Here is a 15,021-nt window from a genome sequence, read left to right on the forward strand (position 1 = left end):
GTTCGGACCTGATCGTCGCGGACCCAACCCCTGCCGGAGGTTAGTCATGCGGACCCGCCGCGATCAGGTGCAGGCGTACCGCTTCGTCACCCGCCGGATCGTCTCGGCGCTGCTCTCCGGCGACCCGGAGACCAACGACCTGCCGATGCGGCGCCTCGGCATGGCGGTGTTCGGCAGCGTCATCGCCGCCGCCGTCGTGCTCGGCGGCGCGGGCGCGTACGGGCAGTTCACCAGCAACTCCGCCCCGCTGGAGCCGAACACGCTGGTGATCGAGCGGGAGACCGGTGCGACCTACGTCTTCCTCGACGACAAGGTGCTGCACCCGACGCTCAACTACGCCTCGGCCCGGCTGATCCTCAACGACGCCGGCGCGCCGGTCCGCACCATGTCCCAGGCCTCGATCAAGGACCGGCCGCGGGGCCGGGCGGTCGGCATCGTGGGCGCCCCGGACGACGTGCCGGACCGGAAGTCCCTGGTGGGCCTGCCCTGGTCGGTGTGCGACGTGCCCGACCCGAACGACCCGCAGCGCTCCACCACCCGCCTGGTGATCGACCGGCCGCTGCCCGGCGGCACCCCGCTCACCGACCGGGCGGTCCTGGTCAGGGCGAACGACGCGCGTTACCTGCTCACCGGCGGCGCCCAGCTGCGGGTGGTCGGCGACGAGCAGGCGCTTGTGGCGTTGAAGATGGCCGGCGCGGCCACCCTCACGGTCGGGCAGCAGCTGCTCAACGCGGTGCCGGTGGGTCCGGCGCTGCGCAAGCCGAGCATCGACGGCGAGGGTGGCCCGAGCGGGCTGACCGTGGGCGACCGCCCGGCGCGGGTCGGTCAGGTCTACCGGGCCGCCGGTCAGTACTACGTGCTGGCCAGGCAGGGCCTGGTGGCGATCGGCGAGGTCACCGCGCTGCTGCTGCTCGGCGGCGGCGGCCAGGTCACCGACATCACGCCGGACCAGGCCGGCCAGCTCCTCACCGACCAGCGGCTGGAGGCCGAGGGCCTGCCGGACCGGCTGCCCACCCTGCACGAGGTCCGCGCCGGGCGGTCGGTGCTCTGCGCCACCTACCGCTCCGGGCCGGCCGGCCAGCCCACCACCACGCTGGAGGTCTTCGACCAGCCGCCGGCCGAGCTGACCGCGGCGACCGGGGTGCCCGCCCGGCAGAGCGAACGGGACGCGGTCCGGACCGCGGAGAGCGTGCTGCTGCCCGGCGGCAAGGGCGTGCTGGTGCAGGCCACCGCGGGCGAGAGCGGCAAGCCCGCGGCCGGCTCGACGGTCTACCTGATCACCGCGCAGGGGGTCCGCTACCCGCTCGGCACCGCCTCCGGCGACGCGAAGAGCGCCCTCGGCTACGGGGAGGTGACCCCGCTCGCGGTGCCGGCGTCCCTGCTCGCGCTGGTGCCGACCGGTCCGACCCTGGAGCGCGAGGACGCGATGGCCCACTTCGATCCGGGCGCGACGGTCGGCGACGACGAGTCGCCCGGCCCGGGCGGCGACGCGGCCCCGGTGCAGGGCGGATGAGCGGGGCGGGCACGGTCCGAAGTGGATCGGGCCGAATGACGGGTCGCCCCGGTTGGCCCGGGTCGACTAACCTGAACGTGGCCAACGGTTCTCGACGATGACTACGGGGATGCAGCCATGACCGGGCGCACGACAGTAGACGTACTGTCCTTGGAGGACTTTCACCAGCGGCTCGAGCGCAGGCTGAGCGAGGCCGAGTCGGTGTTGAAGAAGCTCAACACCGAGATGCAGTGCCGGCCCCCGGCGCTCGGCACGTTCACCGACGCCAACGACAACTCCCGTCGCTACTCCGAGACGCACCAGAGCTACGTCAACCACGTCGAGCGGTTGCGGCAGGCGATCGTGGCCACCCAGAAGGCCACCAAGACGATCATGACGAACTACAAGACCGCCGAGGCACGCAACGCCGCCGCCGCGGCCGACATCGCCGCCGCCCTCTCCGGGCTGACCGAGGCGATGAAGCCGGAGGGAGAGGATCCGCGTGTCTGAATACACCCAGCGCTACGAGCACGTCAGCCACAAGGAGCTCTACCAGGGCGTCAACGCCGGCGACCCGAAGCAGATCGAGGGCCTCAGCGCCCAGTGGACGTCGCTGAAGGGCACCCTCGACGACCTCGGCCGCGACCTGACCGCCGACCTCGACGCGCTGCTGAAGACCTGGACGGGCGACGCCGCCCGGGAGTTCCACCGCCGGCTCAACCTGGTCGCCGACTACTCCGGCAACCTGGCCGAGGGCATGACGGGCATCCGGCAGGCGCTCGACATGATGGCCAGCGAGTTGCGCGCCGCGCAGGCGAAGGCGGAGAGCCCCGAGGAGACCGACGACAACGACAAGCTGCTCTCCGGTGCCGGTAAGGGCTTCCTGGTCGGCGGCCTGCCGGGCGCGCTGGTCGGCGGCATCGTCGGCCACGAGCAGGACAAGGCCGAGCAGGAGAAGGCGCACCAGCGGATGGTGCAGGTCGTCGCCAAGCTGGCCGAGGGCTACGACTTCTCGGCATACGGCCGGATCGTCGTGCCGGAGCCGCCGGGCACGGGCCTCCCGGGCCACGGCGACCCGACGACCCCGACGCTGAGCAGCGGCCCGTCCGTCGGCACGCCGTCGGCCGGTCCGGGCGTCGGCAGCTTCGGTCCCGCGGCGAACGGCACCGCGACCACCTCGGGCGTGCACCACACCGCCCCGGGCAGCGGCACGGTGGGCGGCGACGCGACGGGCGGCGGCACGGGCGGCCAGTCCGGCGCGGGCACCCCGGGCACCATCGGCTCGGTCGGCACCGTGGAGCCGACCGGCACCTCGCTGGCCGGCGCCGGCCCGCTGACCGTCCCCGGCCCGACCACCGGCCTGGCCGGCGGCCCTGGGCTCGGCGGTGCCAACCCGACCCTGCCGGCCGGCGGGGGCGGCGGCTCGCTCTACGGCATGCCCGGCGTGCTGGGCACCGGGTCGCTGGCCGGCTCGGGCGGCGGCTCGGCGTCCTCCGGCCGGGTGGGCGGGCTCGGCGCCGAGAACCGGTCGGCCGCCGGCACCGGCCGCCTCGCCTCGGGGCGGGGCGTGACGGTCGAGACGGAGAGCCGCTCCACCGGCAAGAACGGCGCCACCGGGCGGCCCGCCATGGCCGGCCGCAACGGCGTGCTCGGCGCGCGCGGCGACCAGGACGACGAGTCCGAGGGCCGGCTGACCTGGCTGACCGAGGACGAGATGGTCTGGTCCGACGGCGAGGCGGCCCCGCCGCCGGTGCTCGGCGGCAACTGACCGCAGGCTGACAAACGGCGCGGCGTCCCCACCCGGGGGCGCCGCGCCGTTTCGTGTCGGGCAGGGGTCACCGGCACCCCGCCGGGGCGGGCGGTCCGTCCACAGCGAATCGTGGGGTGGGTCACGTCGACCGGGAAGATCGTCGAGCTGCACGAGGCCGGGCTGACCGATAGGTTGAAAAGGTGCTGCCCGTAGCGTTCGCCTCGTCCCTGTGGACGGCCACGCTGCGCAGGATCGCCCGCACGGCGGTGACCGCCCTCGCGCTCATCGCCGGGCTCACCGGCCCGGCCGCCATCCCGGCCGCCGACCATCTCCACCCGGCGGCGACGGCCCGCCCGGCCGCCGACCTCCGGATCGACGCGTCGACAGCCGTCGACCTCCGGCTCAACGCGCCCTCCGCCGTCGACCTCCGGATCGACGGGCCGGCCGCCGTCGACCTCGGCCCGGCCGGCCGCCGCGTCGCGGAAGGGTCCGTCGTCCGGCCCGCCGCCGCGCCGGCCGCGGACTCGCCCGTCCGGCACCCGCTCACCGCGCCGGCCCCGGCCGGGCCGAGTGGCTGGCCGCCCAGGAGGAGGTCGAGGAGGCCTGGCGGACCTACGAGGCGGCGGAGGAGGACGTGCGCCGGCTGGCCGCAGCCGCGGCGCTGCCCCTGCCCCGGACCGCCCGGACCCCCGCCGAGTACGTGGACCGGGAGCGCTGGCTGCACCGGGCGGCGCTGGACGCCCAGTGGCGCAAGGAAATCACGGTGGAGCAGCTCAGCGACATCCTCGGCCACCGGGGCTGGGACCCGAGCCGGCACCCGGTGGAGCAGGAACTGCTGCTGCGCCGGCTGGTCCGGGACAACCTCCGGGCACGCCAGCAGGCCGCCCGGGAGCGGGAGCAGGCCGCGTGGCGGGCCGCGGAGCTGGCCGCCAACGCCGCGCGCAGCCTGCGCGACGAGGCGTACGTGGCGACCCGGCCGGCCGCCGCGCCGCAGTCGTCGCTGTCCATCGCGGACCTGGCCGGGCCGGAGACCACCCGCGAGCTGCCGACGTCCACCCGGGCCGCCGAGACCACCCGCGAGCTGACCCCGGTGGCGCGGGGACGCGCGGCGGTGCCGGCGTACTGACGCCGACGGCGGAGCTGGCCCGGCTCGGCTAGCGTGGACCCGTGTCCCGTGAAGCCTGGGTACTGGTTGTCCTCGCCGCCGTCGCCGCGCTGGCGACGCTGGTCGGGGCGGTGCTTCTCGCCGTCCGGGTGGTCCGCACCCGCCGCATGCTCGGCGCGCTCGGGGTCGGCGGCAAGGTCGCCTTCTACGGCGCGCTGATCTACACGATCCTGCCGGTGGACGTGCTGCCCGACCCGATCTACCTGGACGACATGGGCGTGCTGGCCGGGGCGCTGATCTACCTGGGCCGGCTGGCCGCTCAGCGCCGGGCCGCGCAGCGCGACGCCCGGGGGAAGCCGTCCGAGACGCTGCCCGCCGCCCCGCCGGGCTCGCGGCGCCCCTGATCCGGGCGTCGGCGCCCCTCCGCTCCGTGGAGGGAGCGGAGGGGCACCCGTCAGGACTGGGCGAGGATCACTCGCCGTCCATCCGCATGCTCGGCCACCAGCCGTAGACCCCGCGGCCCACCCGCCAGGAGCCGAAGGGCGCGTTGAAGCCACCGGCCGTGGTCGCGGTGAACGTGTGCAGGCCCAGACCGTCGTCCGAGTACTTGTAGAGGAACGCCAGGTCGTCGCGCTTGTCGCCGTTGTAGTCACCGGCGACCATCTTGATGCTGGCGAACTGCCCGAAGGTGCTCGACGTCCACGAGGTGGTCGGCGCCTCGAAGTTGCCGTCCGCCTTCCCCAGCCAGGTGATCAGGGCCAGGCTGCCGTTGCCGTACCCGTAGAGCACGGCGACGTCGTCGCGGCCGTCGCCGTTGAAGTCGCCGTCCGCGATCTTCATGGACGACAGCGAGCCGAACGGCTTGTCCGCCGGGGTGTACCAGGAGGTGTAGCCGGTGCCGAAGGTGCCGTCGGCCTTGCCGGGCCAGGTGATGATCGCCATGGCCCCGGAGGCGTACGCGTAGAAGAGGCTGGCGTCGTCGCGCCCGTCGCCGTTGACGTCACCGGCGAAGACCGAGGTGCTGGACCAGGTGCCGAAGTCGGAGGCCCGCCAGACCGACTTCGGCGCGTCGAACCCGCCGTCCGGTCGGGCCTGCCAGTTGATCCACGCCTCGTCGCCGGCGGCGTAGCCGTAGAAGGCGGTGAGGTCGGCACGGCCGTCGCCGTTCCAGTCCCCGGAGGCCATCTTCATGTTGGGCAGGTTGCCCCAGCCGGCGGCGGTCCAGGAGCGGATCGGCGTGCCGTGCTTGCCGTCCGGGCGGGTGATGAAGGTGTCGAGGGCGAAGACGTTGGCCGTGGTGGTGGAGAGGACCGCCACGTCGTTGATGCCGTCGCCGTCGAAGTCGTCGTTGAAGACCCTCATCCGGTCGGCGGCGTACGCCCCGCCGCCGCCCTTCCACTCACCGAGCGGGGTGCCGAACCCGCCGGTCGACGTCGCCGGGAAGGTCTGCGGCGCGATGTCCCCGGTGGCGTACACGTAGGCGAAGTTGATGTCGACGTACTGGTCGGTGGCCGGGCCCTGCGGCGTGTTGGCCGCGATCCAGGGGCCGAGGTCGTCGACGCGGGTGTCGACCGCGTCCCGCCGGGTCTCCGTCTCGGCGAGGCAGCCGCCCTGCCAGGAGGCGTGGTGGAGGCCGACGAGCCGCGGCGTGCCGTCGACCGTCCGGACGGTCGGGCCGCCCAGGTCGCCGCGGCAGATCCCCGCCTGGCCGGTGCCGAGGATGCCCATCGTGGTCGCCGCGACGCTCTCCACCTGGAACGGCCCGGCGTGCAACTGGTCGGGAACCCAGGTGCCGGCGGTGCGCCCGAAGCCGGCGACGGTCAGCTGCTCCCCGGCCGTCGGGGCGGCGCCGAGCGCCACCGGCGCCGCGTCCACCCGGCGGGCCAGCCGCACGAGCGCGACGTCGCGGTCGGGGTGGGGCACGACCCGGAACGCGGAAACCACGTCACCGGTCGGCTTGGTGAGGTCGGGCCGCCCGACGGTGACCGTCGTCGGCCTGGCCGGCTTCCCGTCGACCACGGGCTGGCCGTCGAAGCTGAAGCAGCTCTTCGCGGTGAGCACCCACCACGGGTTCACCAGCGCGCCGCTGCACGCGCGGTCCTCGGGACCGACTTGGATCTTGGCGGCGAAGGCGAACGAGCCGTCGGTGACGGCGGTACCTCCGGTGACGGCCTGGGAGGGCGCGGCGTTGACGACCCCCGCGACCAGGATCGCGGTGAGCAGGCCGGCGCCGCGGACTGCTCGCCGTCGGTACGACGATGGCACGGACGATCCTCCTGGATCAGCTGGCAGGGGCTGCGCCCGACCGGCGCCGACGACCGGCTCGGAGCACGGCGAAGGCGGCCGCGCCCCGTCGTGCGACCGGGCGCGACTGTGGACAGTCGAGCGAGCAGGACCCCCGTGGCCCCCTGCGGGCGCTGCGCCCGCCCAGGAGGGGCGAGTGCAGAAGGTCACTTTATGAGTGAGCGGGTTCACCCGCTGTCCACCTCCGGGTGAACAAACCCACAACCGGCGCACCTTGCGCAGGACATCGACATTCGGTAATGGACAGCGCTTCCCGGCGGCCGCCCGATCCGCCATGTGATGATCGTGTCGAGCAGCGAGGAGGCGGCATGCCAGGGGACCACCGGCTGGACCCACACGACGAGCGGGTCGCCCGGTTCTTCCGGGACCGGCACCTCGCCACGCTGACCACCCTGCGCGCCGACGGGACCCCGCACGTCGTACCGGTGGGGGTCACCTTCGACGCGGACGCCGGCCTGGCCCGCGTGATCACCTCCGGCACCTCGGCCAAGGCCCGGCACGTCGCCGCGGCCGGCCCGGCGGGCACGCCCGTGGCGGTCTGCCAGCTCGACGGCCGCTGGTGGCTCACCGTGGAGGGCCGGGCGGTGCTGCGCCGCGACCCGGAGGCGGTGGCCGAGGCCGAGCGGCGGTACGCCGCCCGTTACCGGACCCCGCGTCCGAATCCGCAGCGGGTGGTCATCGAGATCGCCGTGACCCGCCTCCTCGGCAGCCTTCCCACCGGCACCACCTGACCCATGCTTCACGGCGTCGGCGACCCGCTCGCGCCGGATGTCCGGTTAAACCGTGACGGCCGCCACCTGCGGAAATCGGGGCCGGCAGCGGCCCGTTGCACCTCTCGTACGAGCGATACGAGCGAGCGGGCGACCGGCCCGCCGCCCCGGTGAGCGAGTGGGGCAGCGCCTCCAGTGCGCACCGAGATCCCCGAGAGCACGCCGAGCGCCACTCCCGGTGCCGCGTCTCCACGCCGGAGACGTCAACCCCCGAATGGAGCTTCGACATGAACTCGATCTTCCGTAAGAGCATGCTGTCCGTCGCCGGCCTGTGCATGTCCGGTGGCATCGTCGCCGGCCCGGCCGTGGCGGCGCATGCCGCACCGGCGCAGGCCGATCCGAAGGCCCCGTCGACCGCCGCCAAGGGCAAGGGCAGCGCCGGCTACGAGTACGAGGCGCAGCCGAACTTCTTCTACTGCGGCCCGGCCTCGACCCGGATCGCGCTGTCGGCGGAGGGCAAGGAGGTCAGCCAGGACGAGCTGGCCGCCAAGCTGGGCACCACCGAGAACGGCACCGACTCGGCCATCGACATCACCCGGGTGCTCAACGAGTACACCGGTGGCAAGTACAAGACCACCGAGATCCGGGACGACGCGGCCACCAAGGAGCAGGTCGAGCGCCTGCGGGCGGACGTCAAGGCGGCCGTGGACCAGGGCCGGCCGGTCGTCGCCAACATCCTGGGCGGCGCGCTGGACATCGACGGTGTCGAGCACAGCTACCCCGGTCACTACCTGACCGTGGTGGAGTACAAGGACGACGGCAACACGGTGCTGATCGCCGACCCGGCCAGCCCGAACGAGCCGACGTACTGGATGGATGTGACCGAGCTGGCCAACTGGATCGCCGGCCGCGGTTACAGCTCCTGACCGAGCGCACAGGGCCGGTCTCCCCCGAGCGGGGAGGCCGGCCCTTTCGGCGTCCGCCCGGTCACCGGCCCCGCTAGAGTCTGGACCGTGCCGCGTCCGGTGATCTTCGACCTGTTCCACACCCTGGTGCCCGGCGGGGACCCCGAGCGGGACCGCGTGGTCGGTGAGATGGCGCTGATGGTGGGTGTGGAGCCGGCCGCGCTGGTCGAGGCGTACCACGCCACCTGGCGGGAGCGGATGACCCGCTGGGACGCCGCGCAGACGGTGCGCGTCCTGGCCGGGCGGCTCGGCGGCGCGCCCACCGACGAGCAGGTGGCCCGGGCGGCCGCGCACCGCCGGGAGCTGGCCGGGCGGCTGCTGGCGGGCGTGCCGCCGGCGACCCTCGCGGTGCTGGACGCGCTGCGCGCCGACGGCCACCCGATCGGGCTGGTCAGCAACGCCACCGCGGAGACCGCCGAGGCATGGCCGTCCACCGACCTGGCCCGCCGGTTCGACGTGGCGGTCTTCTCCAGCGACGTGGGCCTGGCCAAGCCCGACCCGGCGATCTACCGGCTGGCGGCCGAACGCCTCGGCGTCGCGCCGACCCAGTGCGTCTTCGTCGGCGACGGCGCGGACGGCGAGTTGGCCGGCGCGGCGGCGGTCGGCATGACGGTGGTCCGGACCACCGAGCACAACGACACCGATCCGGCCTGGGTCGGCCGGGCGCTGACCGCCCTGGGCGAACTGCCCGACCTGCTCCGCGAGCCGGCCCGCTGGCGCTGACACGGCGACGCCCGGCCACGGACGGAACAGCGGGCGGCGGAACTCCGGTCGCCCGGGGGGGGTACGGAAATTCGGCTGGTTCGAGCGACCCGACGAGGGTAGTGGCCCAGTCAAGCCGTTCCGCAACCCACCGGTAAGGGGCTACGAGATGACCGACGTACAGACGGAACGGGACGTCGTCGACGTCCTGATGACCGACCACCGCGAGGTCGAGGCGATCTTCGTCGAGCTGGAGAGCCGGCAGGGCACCCCGGAGCACCGGCGGCAGCTCGCCGACGTGATGATCGCCGAGCTGGTCCGGCACGCCGTGGCCGAGGAGGCCTACGTCTACCCGGCCGCCCGCAAGGCGCTCCCCGACGGCGACCAGCTCGCCGAGCACGAGATCTCCGAGCACGCCGACGCCGAGCGGACCATGAAGGACCTGGAGTCGCTCGACCCCTCCGACCCGCGCTTCGACGAGCTGTTGACCAGACTGACCGGGACCATCCGGCACCACGTGCAGGACGAGGAGAACGACCTCTTCCCCCGCCTCCGCGCGGCCTGCGCCCGCGAGGAACTGGTCGAGCTGGCCGGCAAGGTGGAGGCGGCGAAGAAGTCGGCACCGACCCGGCCGCACCCGGCCGCCCCGGACCACCCGCCGGCGAACAAGCTGCTCGCCCCGGGCACCGGCCTGGTCGACCGGATGCGCGACGCGCTCAGCGGCCGGCCCACCACCATGCGGGAGCTGCGCGAGAAGTCCTGACCCCCGACCGCGGCGGCCACGCTCCCGGCACGGGGGGCGTGGCCGCCGCCGCGTGTCAGGGGGCCTGCGGGTACGGGTCGAGCGGGCGCTCGAAGAAGCTCTCCAGCACCACCACGGTCTGCGTGCCGGTGACCCCCTCCACCTGGAACAACCGGCGCAGGCTGGCCTGGAGCTGCTCGGGCGTGCCGACCCGGATCTTCACGAGCAGCGAGGCCGGGCCGGCGATCACGTGCGCCTCCACCACCTCGGGCAGCGCGGCGAGCGCGGCGCGGGTGGGCTGGTCGCCCATCCAGGCGTTCGCCTCCACCAGCACGAACGCCAGCACGCCCCGGCCGACCGCGGCCGGCTCCACGTCCACCGTGGTCCGCCGGACCACCCCCTGCTCGCGCAGCTTGCGTACCCGCTCGTGGACCGCTCCGGTGGAAAGCCCGACCAGCCCGGCCAGCGTCGCGTACGACTGGGTGGCGTCGTGTTGCAGGGCCGCGATGAGCTTCCGGTCCACGTCGTCCACGCCCACACCTCCGTTCGGTGTTCCACTTCACGGCTGATTCTTGTTCGGTCATGTTAGCTTCTTGCCGAACGTCAGTCACAGGTGGAGGCGGTCGACGTGGATCGGTTCAGGACGCGTTTCGAGGTGCGGGACGAGCGGTTCCGCAGGGTCAACGGCGACGAGTGGACGGAGTGCCTCTGGACCGGGGGCCGCTGGCTGGAGGGCCCGGCGTGGTTCTCCGCCGGGCGCTACCTGGTCTTCAGCGACATCCCCAACGACCGGCTGCTGCGCTGGGACGAGACCACCGGGGCGGTCGGGGTGTTCCGCCAGCCGGCGGGCTACGCCAACGGGCACACCGTCGACCGGCGGGGGCGGCTGGTGAGCTGCGAGCAGGGCCGGCGGCGGGTCACCCGGACCGAGGCCGACGGCACCGACACCGTGCTCGCCGAGCGCTGGCGCGGCAAGCGGCTGAACAGCCCCAACGACGTGGTCGAGCACTCCGACGGCTCGATCTGGTTCACCGACCCGAGCTACGGCATCGACAGCGACTACGAGGGCGACCGGGCCGAGAGCGAGATCGGCGGCAACCACGTCTACCGGGTCGACCCGCACGACGGCGAGGTGCGCCGGGTCGCCGACGACTTCGGGCAGCCGAACGGGCTCGCGTTCAGCCCCGACGAGTCCCTGCTCTACGTGGTCGACACCCGGGCGAAGCACCTGCGCCGGTTCGCGGTGACCGAGGACGGCGCACTGCGCGGCGGCGCGGTCTTCGCCACCTGCGACGCCGGCTCCTTCGACGGCGTACGCCTGGACGACGCCGGCCGGGTCTGGGTGGCCGCGCACGACGGGCTGCACTGCTTCGACCCGGACGGCACGCTCCTCGGCAAGCTGCACCTGCCGGAGATGGTCGCCAACTTCACCTTCGGCGGCCCGAAGCGCAACCAGCTCTACATCTGCGCCTCCAGCTCGCTGTTCAGCCTGCGGGTCAACGTCAACGGGGCGCGCTACCCGGGGTGGTGACCGATCAGCCCTCCGGGGCGATCCGGCGGAGGCTGTCCACCTCGGACACCACGATCGCCTCCAGCGGGCAGGACTCCGCCGCGTCCAGCACCGACTCGTCGGCGGCGATCCGCTCGGCCACCGGCCGGGACAGGCCGTCGACCAGCACGAAATGCTGCGGCGCGATCCCCGCGCAGATCCCGGAGCCGATGCACCGGGTCGGGTCGACGTGCAGCCGCCACTCGATCTTCCCGCTCACGCGTCCTCCCCCGTCCCGACCCGGGCTCACCAGGCCACCGGCATCGCCTGAAGGCCCCGCACCAGTAGGCCGCTCTTCCAGGTCAGCTCCTCCACCGGCACGGCGAGCCGGAGCCCCGGCGCCCGGTCGAGCAGGGTCTCCAGCACCACGCGCAGCTCCATCCGGGCCAGCTGCGCGCCGACGCAGTGGTGCACGCCGTGGCCGAACCCGAGGTGCGGGTTTGCCGCCCGGGTCAGGTCGAGCCGGTCGGCGTCGGGGAAGACGGTGCCGTCCCGGTTGGCCGCAGGGATGGAGACCACCACCGGCTCGCCGGCCCGGACCAGCACCCCGCCGAGCTCCACGTCCTCGGTGGCGTAGCGGGGGAAGGCCGCCGTCGCGCCGAGCGGGATGAACCGCATCAGCTCCTCGACGGCGGTCGGCACCAGCTCCGGCCGGTCCCGCAGGGCGTCCCAGGCGCCGGGGGTGGTGAGCAGGACGTACACCATGTTGGGGATCTGGGTCACGGTGGTCTCGTGGCCGGCGGCGAGCAGCCCGGCGGCGAGGGTGACCATCTCCTCCTCGGTGAGCCGGTCGGCGTGCTCGTCGCGCGCCCGGACCATGGCGCTGAGCAGGTCGTCCGTGGGCTCGACCCGGCGCCGGGCGACCAGCCCGCCCATGTAGGCGAGCAGGTTGTCGATGTAGTGCTGGGCGAGACCGGGATCCAGCGAGGTCGTCGAGACGATCGCCTCGGACCAGGTGTGGAACCTGTCCTGATCGGACACCGGCACGCCGAGCAGGTCGCAGATCACCCGGATCGGCAGCGGGGTGGCCAGGTGCGCCACCAGGTCGGCGGGCGGGCCGGCGGCCAGCAGCTCGTCGACCAGCTCGTCGGCCACCGCCCGGGTACGCGGGCGCAGCTCCTCGACCCGGCGCGCGGTGAACGCCTTCGCCACCAGCCGGCGCAGCCGGGTGTGCTCGGGCGGGTCCATCGAGAGGATGCCGGTCTCCTGCTGCCGCGGAGTGTTCCGGGGTTCGTCGCGGCCGACCGACGCGGCCCGGCTGAACCGGGGGTCGCCGAGCACCGTCTTCACGTCGGCGTGCCGGGTGGCCAGCCAGGCGGGCTCACCGTAGGGCAGTTGGACCCGGACCAGTGGCTGCTCGCGCAGCTCGGCGTAGCGGGCGTCCAGATCGAGCCGGACAGGGGCGCTGAACGGGTAGCGCTGCGGGATGGTCGCCTGGGAAGTGTCGGTCACCGGCTGGCTCGCTCTCGTCCACGGCACCGCGGGCGGTGCCGGTCGACTCCGCACGACTCGACGCTGAGTCATGCCCCGACTGCGGATGGTAGCGAGATCGGTCGATGGAGACCAGAGGATTGTTCCGGTCCCGACACGACGATCCCGGGCCACCCCACGCGGGACGGCCCGGGATCGGGGTGCGGTCAGCGACCGGTGTCGCCCTCACCGGTCCGCTGCTGCGCCATGTCGACGCCCTTGTCGGTCTGCTCGTCGTACTTGCCCTGGGTCCGCTTGTCGGCCATGTCGCCGCCCTTTTCGATCCCCTGGTCGACCTGCTTGTCGTGCTTGTCGGCGAAGTCCTTCGCCTTGTCCATGAAGTCGCTCATGCCGGGTCTCCCTTCGATACCGTGAATGCCTTCCCTGGGGCCGGAGGCACAAACGCGCCACGTCCGAAGCTCGCCCGGGTGTCGGATTCCCGTGCGTCGGGTACCAACGGCCACGATCGAGGAGGCGACGTGGACGAGGACGCTGGAACGCCGGAGTCGGCGGAGCGCGGCCGGGCGGCGGGACCGCGACAGGCCTGGGCCGGGCTGCCCTGGCCGGTGCGGACGGCCGTCACCTGGAGCGCCTGCCTCGTGGTGGTCATCGCCGCGCTCTGGCTGCTCGGGAAGATCGCGGTGCTGCTGGCCCCGCTGGCCGTGGCGCTGGCCGGCACGCTCTTCCTCACCGCGCTGCTCGACCCGGTGCTGCTCCGGCTGCGCCGGCTCCGGGTGCCGGCCGCGCTGGCCGCCCTGCTCAGCGTCCTGCTGCTGCTCGGCGTCCTGGTCGGCGTCGGAGCGCTGGTGTGGAACCTGACGGCGAGCCAGTTCGGCGAGCTGAGCCAGCAGCTCGACCAGGGCCTGCAACGCAGCCGGGACTTCGTCACCTCCAGCCTGCCGGTCACCGACGAACAGCTCGACCGCCAGATCAAGCAGATCCGGGAGGGGCTGAGCGGCAGCGCCCCCGACCCGGTCGCCGGGGCACGGACGGCCGCCGAGGTGGCCGGCTCGATCCTGCTCGGCCTGGTGCTGCTCTTCTTCCTGCTCAAGGACGGCCGGTCGATGTGGCACTGGGTGCTGCGCCGGATGACCGGGCCGCGCCGCGAGCTGACCGCCGAGGCGGGCCGGGCCGGCTGGCGGACGCTCGGCGCGTACAGCCGGGGCACGATGATCATCGCGGCGATCGACGCCCTCGGCATCGGGCTGGCGCTGGTGGTGCTGCGCGTCCCGCTGGCCCTGCCGCTCGCGCTGATCACCTTCCTCGGCGGGTTCGTGCCGATCATCGGCGCCACCGTGGCCGGCACGATCGCGGTGCTGGTCGCCCTGGCCGCCAACGGCCCCACCACCGCCCTGCTCACCCTCGCCGCGGTGATCGCCGTGCAGCAGATCGAGGGCAACCTGCTGGAGCCGCTGGTGATGAAGCGGCAGGTGCGCCTGCACCCGGCGGTCATCCTGGTGGTCGTCACCGCCGGCACGCTGATCGCCGGCATCGCCGGGGCGTTCGTCTCGGTGCCGATCGCCGCGGTCACCTGGCGCGTGCTGGACACCGTCCAGCGCCACCGCGCCGCCCTGCCCGACTGACCCCCACCGGTCAGGCGGGGTGCGGCTGGCGGAGGTGGGTGGTGAACCAGGTGCCGGCCTGGTCGGCCACCTGTTCCAGGGTGCCCGGCTCCTCGAAGAGATGGGTGGCGCCGGGCACGATCCGCAGCTCCGCGATGTCGCCCAGCTCCGCCCGGGCCTGCTCGTTCAGCACGATGACCTGCTCGTCCAGCCCACCGACGAGCATCAGCGTCGGGGCACGTACCGCCGCGAGCGAGCTGCCGGCCAGGTCCGGGCGGCCACCCCGGGAGACCACCGCGCCGACCTGCTCGGGCCGGGCCGCCGCGGCGACCAGGGCGGCGGCCGCGCCGGTGCTGGCGCCGAACAGCCCGATCGGCAGCCGGCCCAGGGTCGGCTCGGCGGCCATCCAGTCGACGATGGCGGCCAGCCGCTCGGCGAGCATCCCGATGTCGAAGCGCAGCTCGGCGGTGACCGCGTCCCGCTCGTCCTCCTCGGGGGTGAGCAGGTCGACCAGCACGGTGCCCAGGGCCCGCCCGTTGAACTCGTGCGCCACCGCCACGTTCCGCGGGCTGTGCCGCGAGCTGCCGCTCCCGTGCGCGAACAACACCACCCCCACGGCCACCGCCCAGGGCCTGCTGGTGCTGGTGCTGGAGCTGCCCACCGGTGGCCT

At 73.8% G+C, this 15,021-nt stretch carries 17 protein-coding genes; 11 read left to right on the forward strand and 6 right to left on the reverse strand.

Annotated features, from left to right (window positions below; genetic code table 11):
* Nucleotides 1-46 precede the first annotated feature (46 nt).
* The 5 genes from eccB (at nt 47) to ACW0Q9_RS13050 (ending at nt 4,751) form a co-directional block, all read left to right on the forward strand.
* Nucleotides 47-1,513 (forward strand): type VII secretion protein EccB, encoded by a 1,467-nt coding sequence (eccB, locus tag ACW0Q9_RS13030; RefSeq protein ID WP_456180970.1) that lies wholly within the window; start codon nt 47-49, stop codon nt 1,511-1,513.
* Between the two features lie 117 nt (nt 1,514-1,630).
* Nucleotides 1,631-2,002: a hypothetical protein gene (locus ACW0Q9_RS13035; RefSeq protein ID WP_456180972.1), complete on the forward strand. Its 372-nt coding sequence runs from the start codon at nt 1,631-1,633 to the stop codon at nt 2,000-2,002.
* Nucleotides 1,995-3,260, forward strand: coding sequence for a WXG100 family type VII secretion target (locus ACW0Q9_RS13040; RefSeq protein WP_456180974.1), 1,266 nt, complete (start codon nt 1,995-1,997; stop codon nt 3,258-3,260). The genes ACW0Q9_RS13035 and ACW0Q9_RS13040 overlap by 8 nt, the downstream gene beginning before the upstream one ends.
* Before the next feature lie 616 nt (nt 3,261-3,876).
* Nucleotides 3,877-4,368 carry a hypothetical protein gene (locus ACW0Q9_RS13045; RefSeq protein WP_456180976.1) on the forward strand — a complete coding sequence of 164 codons (492 nt, stop codon included), beginning with the start codon at nt 3,877-3,879 and terminating at the stop codon, nt 4,366-4,368.
* A 41-nt stretch (nt 4,369-4,409) separates the two neighbouring features.
* Nucleotides 4,410-4,751, forward strand: coding sequence for a hypothetical protein (locus ACW0Q9_RS13050; RefSeq protein WP_456180978.1), 342 nt, complete (start codon nt 4,410-4,412; stop codon nt 4,749-4,751).
* A 67-nt stretch (nt 4,752-4,818) separates the two neighbouring features.
* On the opposite strand, the gene ACW0Q9_RS13055 is transcribed toward ACW0Q9_RS13050, so the two are convergent.
* A complete protein-coding gene (locus ACW0Q9_RS13055; RefSeq protein WP_456180980.1) occupies nt 4,819-6,612 on the reverse strand; it encodes a trypsin-like serine protease in 1,794 nt (597 codons plus the stop codon).
* Between the two features lie 347 nt (nt 6,613-6,959).
* Between ACW0Q9_RS13055 and ACW0Q9_RS13060 the strand changes: the two genes are divergently transcribed.
* The 4 genes from ACW0Q9_RS13060 to ACW0Q9_RS13075 all read left to right on the forward strand — a co-directional run bounded on the left by ACW0Q9_RS13060 (nt 6,960) and on the right by ACW0Q9_RS13075 (nt 9,791).
* Nucleotides 6,960-7,382: a pyridoxamine 5'-phosphate oxidase family protein gene (locus ACW0Q9_RS13060; protein WP_456180982.1), complete on the forward strand. Its 423-nt coding sequence runs from the start codon at nt 6,960-6,962 to the stop codon at nt 7,380-7,382.
* Between the two features lie 266 nt (nt 7,383-7,648).
* On the forward strand, nt 7,649-8,287 hold the full coding sequence (locus ACW0Q9_RS13065; protein ID WP_456180984.1) for a C39 family peptidase: 639 nt from the start codon (nt 7,649-7,651) through the stop codon (nt 8,285-8,287).
* 87 nt (nt 8,288-8,374) lie between these two features.
* Nucleotides 8,375-9,049 carry an HAD family hydrolase gene (locus ACW0Q9_RS13070; RefSeq protein ID WP_456180986.1) on the forward strand — a complete coding sequence of 225 codons (675 nt, stop codon included), beginning with the start codon at nt 8,375-8,377 and terminating at the stop codon, nt 9,047-9,049.
* 148 nt (nt 9,050-9,197) lie between these two features.
* Nucleotides 9,198-9,791, forward strand: a complete 594-nt coding sequence (locus ACW0Q9_RS13075; RefSeq protein WP_456180988.1) for a hemerythrin domain-containing protein — start codon at nt 9,198-9,200, stop codon at nt 9,789-9,791.
* Nucleotides 9,792-9,846: 55 nt separating this feature from the next.
* On the opposite strand, the gene ACW0Q9_RS13080 is transcribed toward ACW0Q9_RS13075, so the two are convergent.
* Nucleotides 9,847-10,302 carry an Lrp/AsnC family transcriptional regulator gene (locus tag ACW0Q9_RS13080; RefSeq protein ID WP_456180990.1) on the reverse strand — a complete coding sequence of 152 codons (456 nt, stop codon included), beginning with the start codon at nt 10,300-10,302 and terminating at the stop codon, nt 9,847-9,849.
* A gap of 96 nt (nt 10,303-10,398) precedes the next feature.
* Between ACW0Q9_RS13080 and ACW0Q9_RS13085 the strand changes: the two genes are divergently transcribed.
* The gene (locus ACW0Q9_RS13085) at nt 10,399-11,301 is read left to right on the forward strand and encodes an SMP-30/gluconolactonase/LRE family protein (RefSeq protein WP_456180992.1); all 903 of its coding nucleotides are present in this window, start codon (nt 10,399-10,401) and stop codon (nt 11,299-11,301) included.
* A gap of 4 nt (nt 11,302-11,305) precedes the next feature.
* Here ACW0Q9_RS13085 and ACW0Q9_RS13090 read toward each other — a convergent pair whose 3' ends face one another.
* From ACW0Q9_RS13090 to ACW0Q9_RS13100, 3 genes are all read right to left on the reverse strand, one after another.
* Nucleotides 11,306-11,539 carry a ferredoxin gene (locus tag ACW0Q9_RS13090; protein ID WP_456180994.1) on the reverse strand — a complete coding sequence of 78 codons (234 nt, stop codon included), beginning with the start codon at nt 11,537-11,539 and terminating at the stop codon, nt 11,306-11,308.
* Between the two features lie 26 nt (nt 11,540-11,565).
* Entirely contained in the window at nt 11,566-12,771 is a 1,206-nt protein-coding gene (locus ACW0Q9_RS13095; RefSeq protein ID WP_456180996.1) for a cytochrome P450, read from the reverse strand.
* 185 nt (nt 12,772-12,956) lie between these two features.
* Nucleotides 12,957-13,139 carry an antitoxin gene (locus ACW0Q9_RS13100; protein ID WP_456180998.1) on the reverse strand — a complete coding sequence of 61 codons (183 nt, stop codon included), beginning with the start codon at nt 13,137-13,139 and terminating at the stop codon, nt 12,957-12,959.
* A 129-nt stretch (nt 13,140-13,268) separates the two neighbouring features.
* Here ACW0Q9_RS13100 and ACW0Q9_RS13105 point away from each other — a divergent pair, with 129 nt between their 5' ends.
* Nucleotides 13,269-14,372, forward strand: coding sequence for an AI-2E family transporter (locus ACW0Q9_RS13105; RefSeq protein ID WP_456181000.1), 1,104 nt, complete (start codon nt 13,269-13,271; stop codon nt 14,370-14,372).
* A gap of 10 nt (nt 14,373-14,382) precedes the next feature.
* Here the strand turns inward: ACW0Q9_RS13105 and ACW0Q9_RS13110 are convergent, their stop codons facing one another.
* Nucleotides 14,383-15,012: a dienelactone hydrolase family protein gene (locus tag ACW0Q9_RS13110; protein WP_456181002.1), complete on the reverse strand. Its 630-nt coding sequence runs from the start codon at nt 15,010-15,012 to the stop codon at nt 14,383-14,385.
* Between the last annotated feature and the right edge of the window lie 9 nt (nt 15,013-15,021).

It is taken from the genome of Micromonospora sp. I033 (assembly GCF_053890995.1).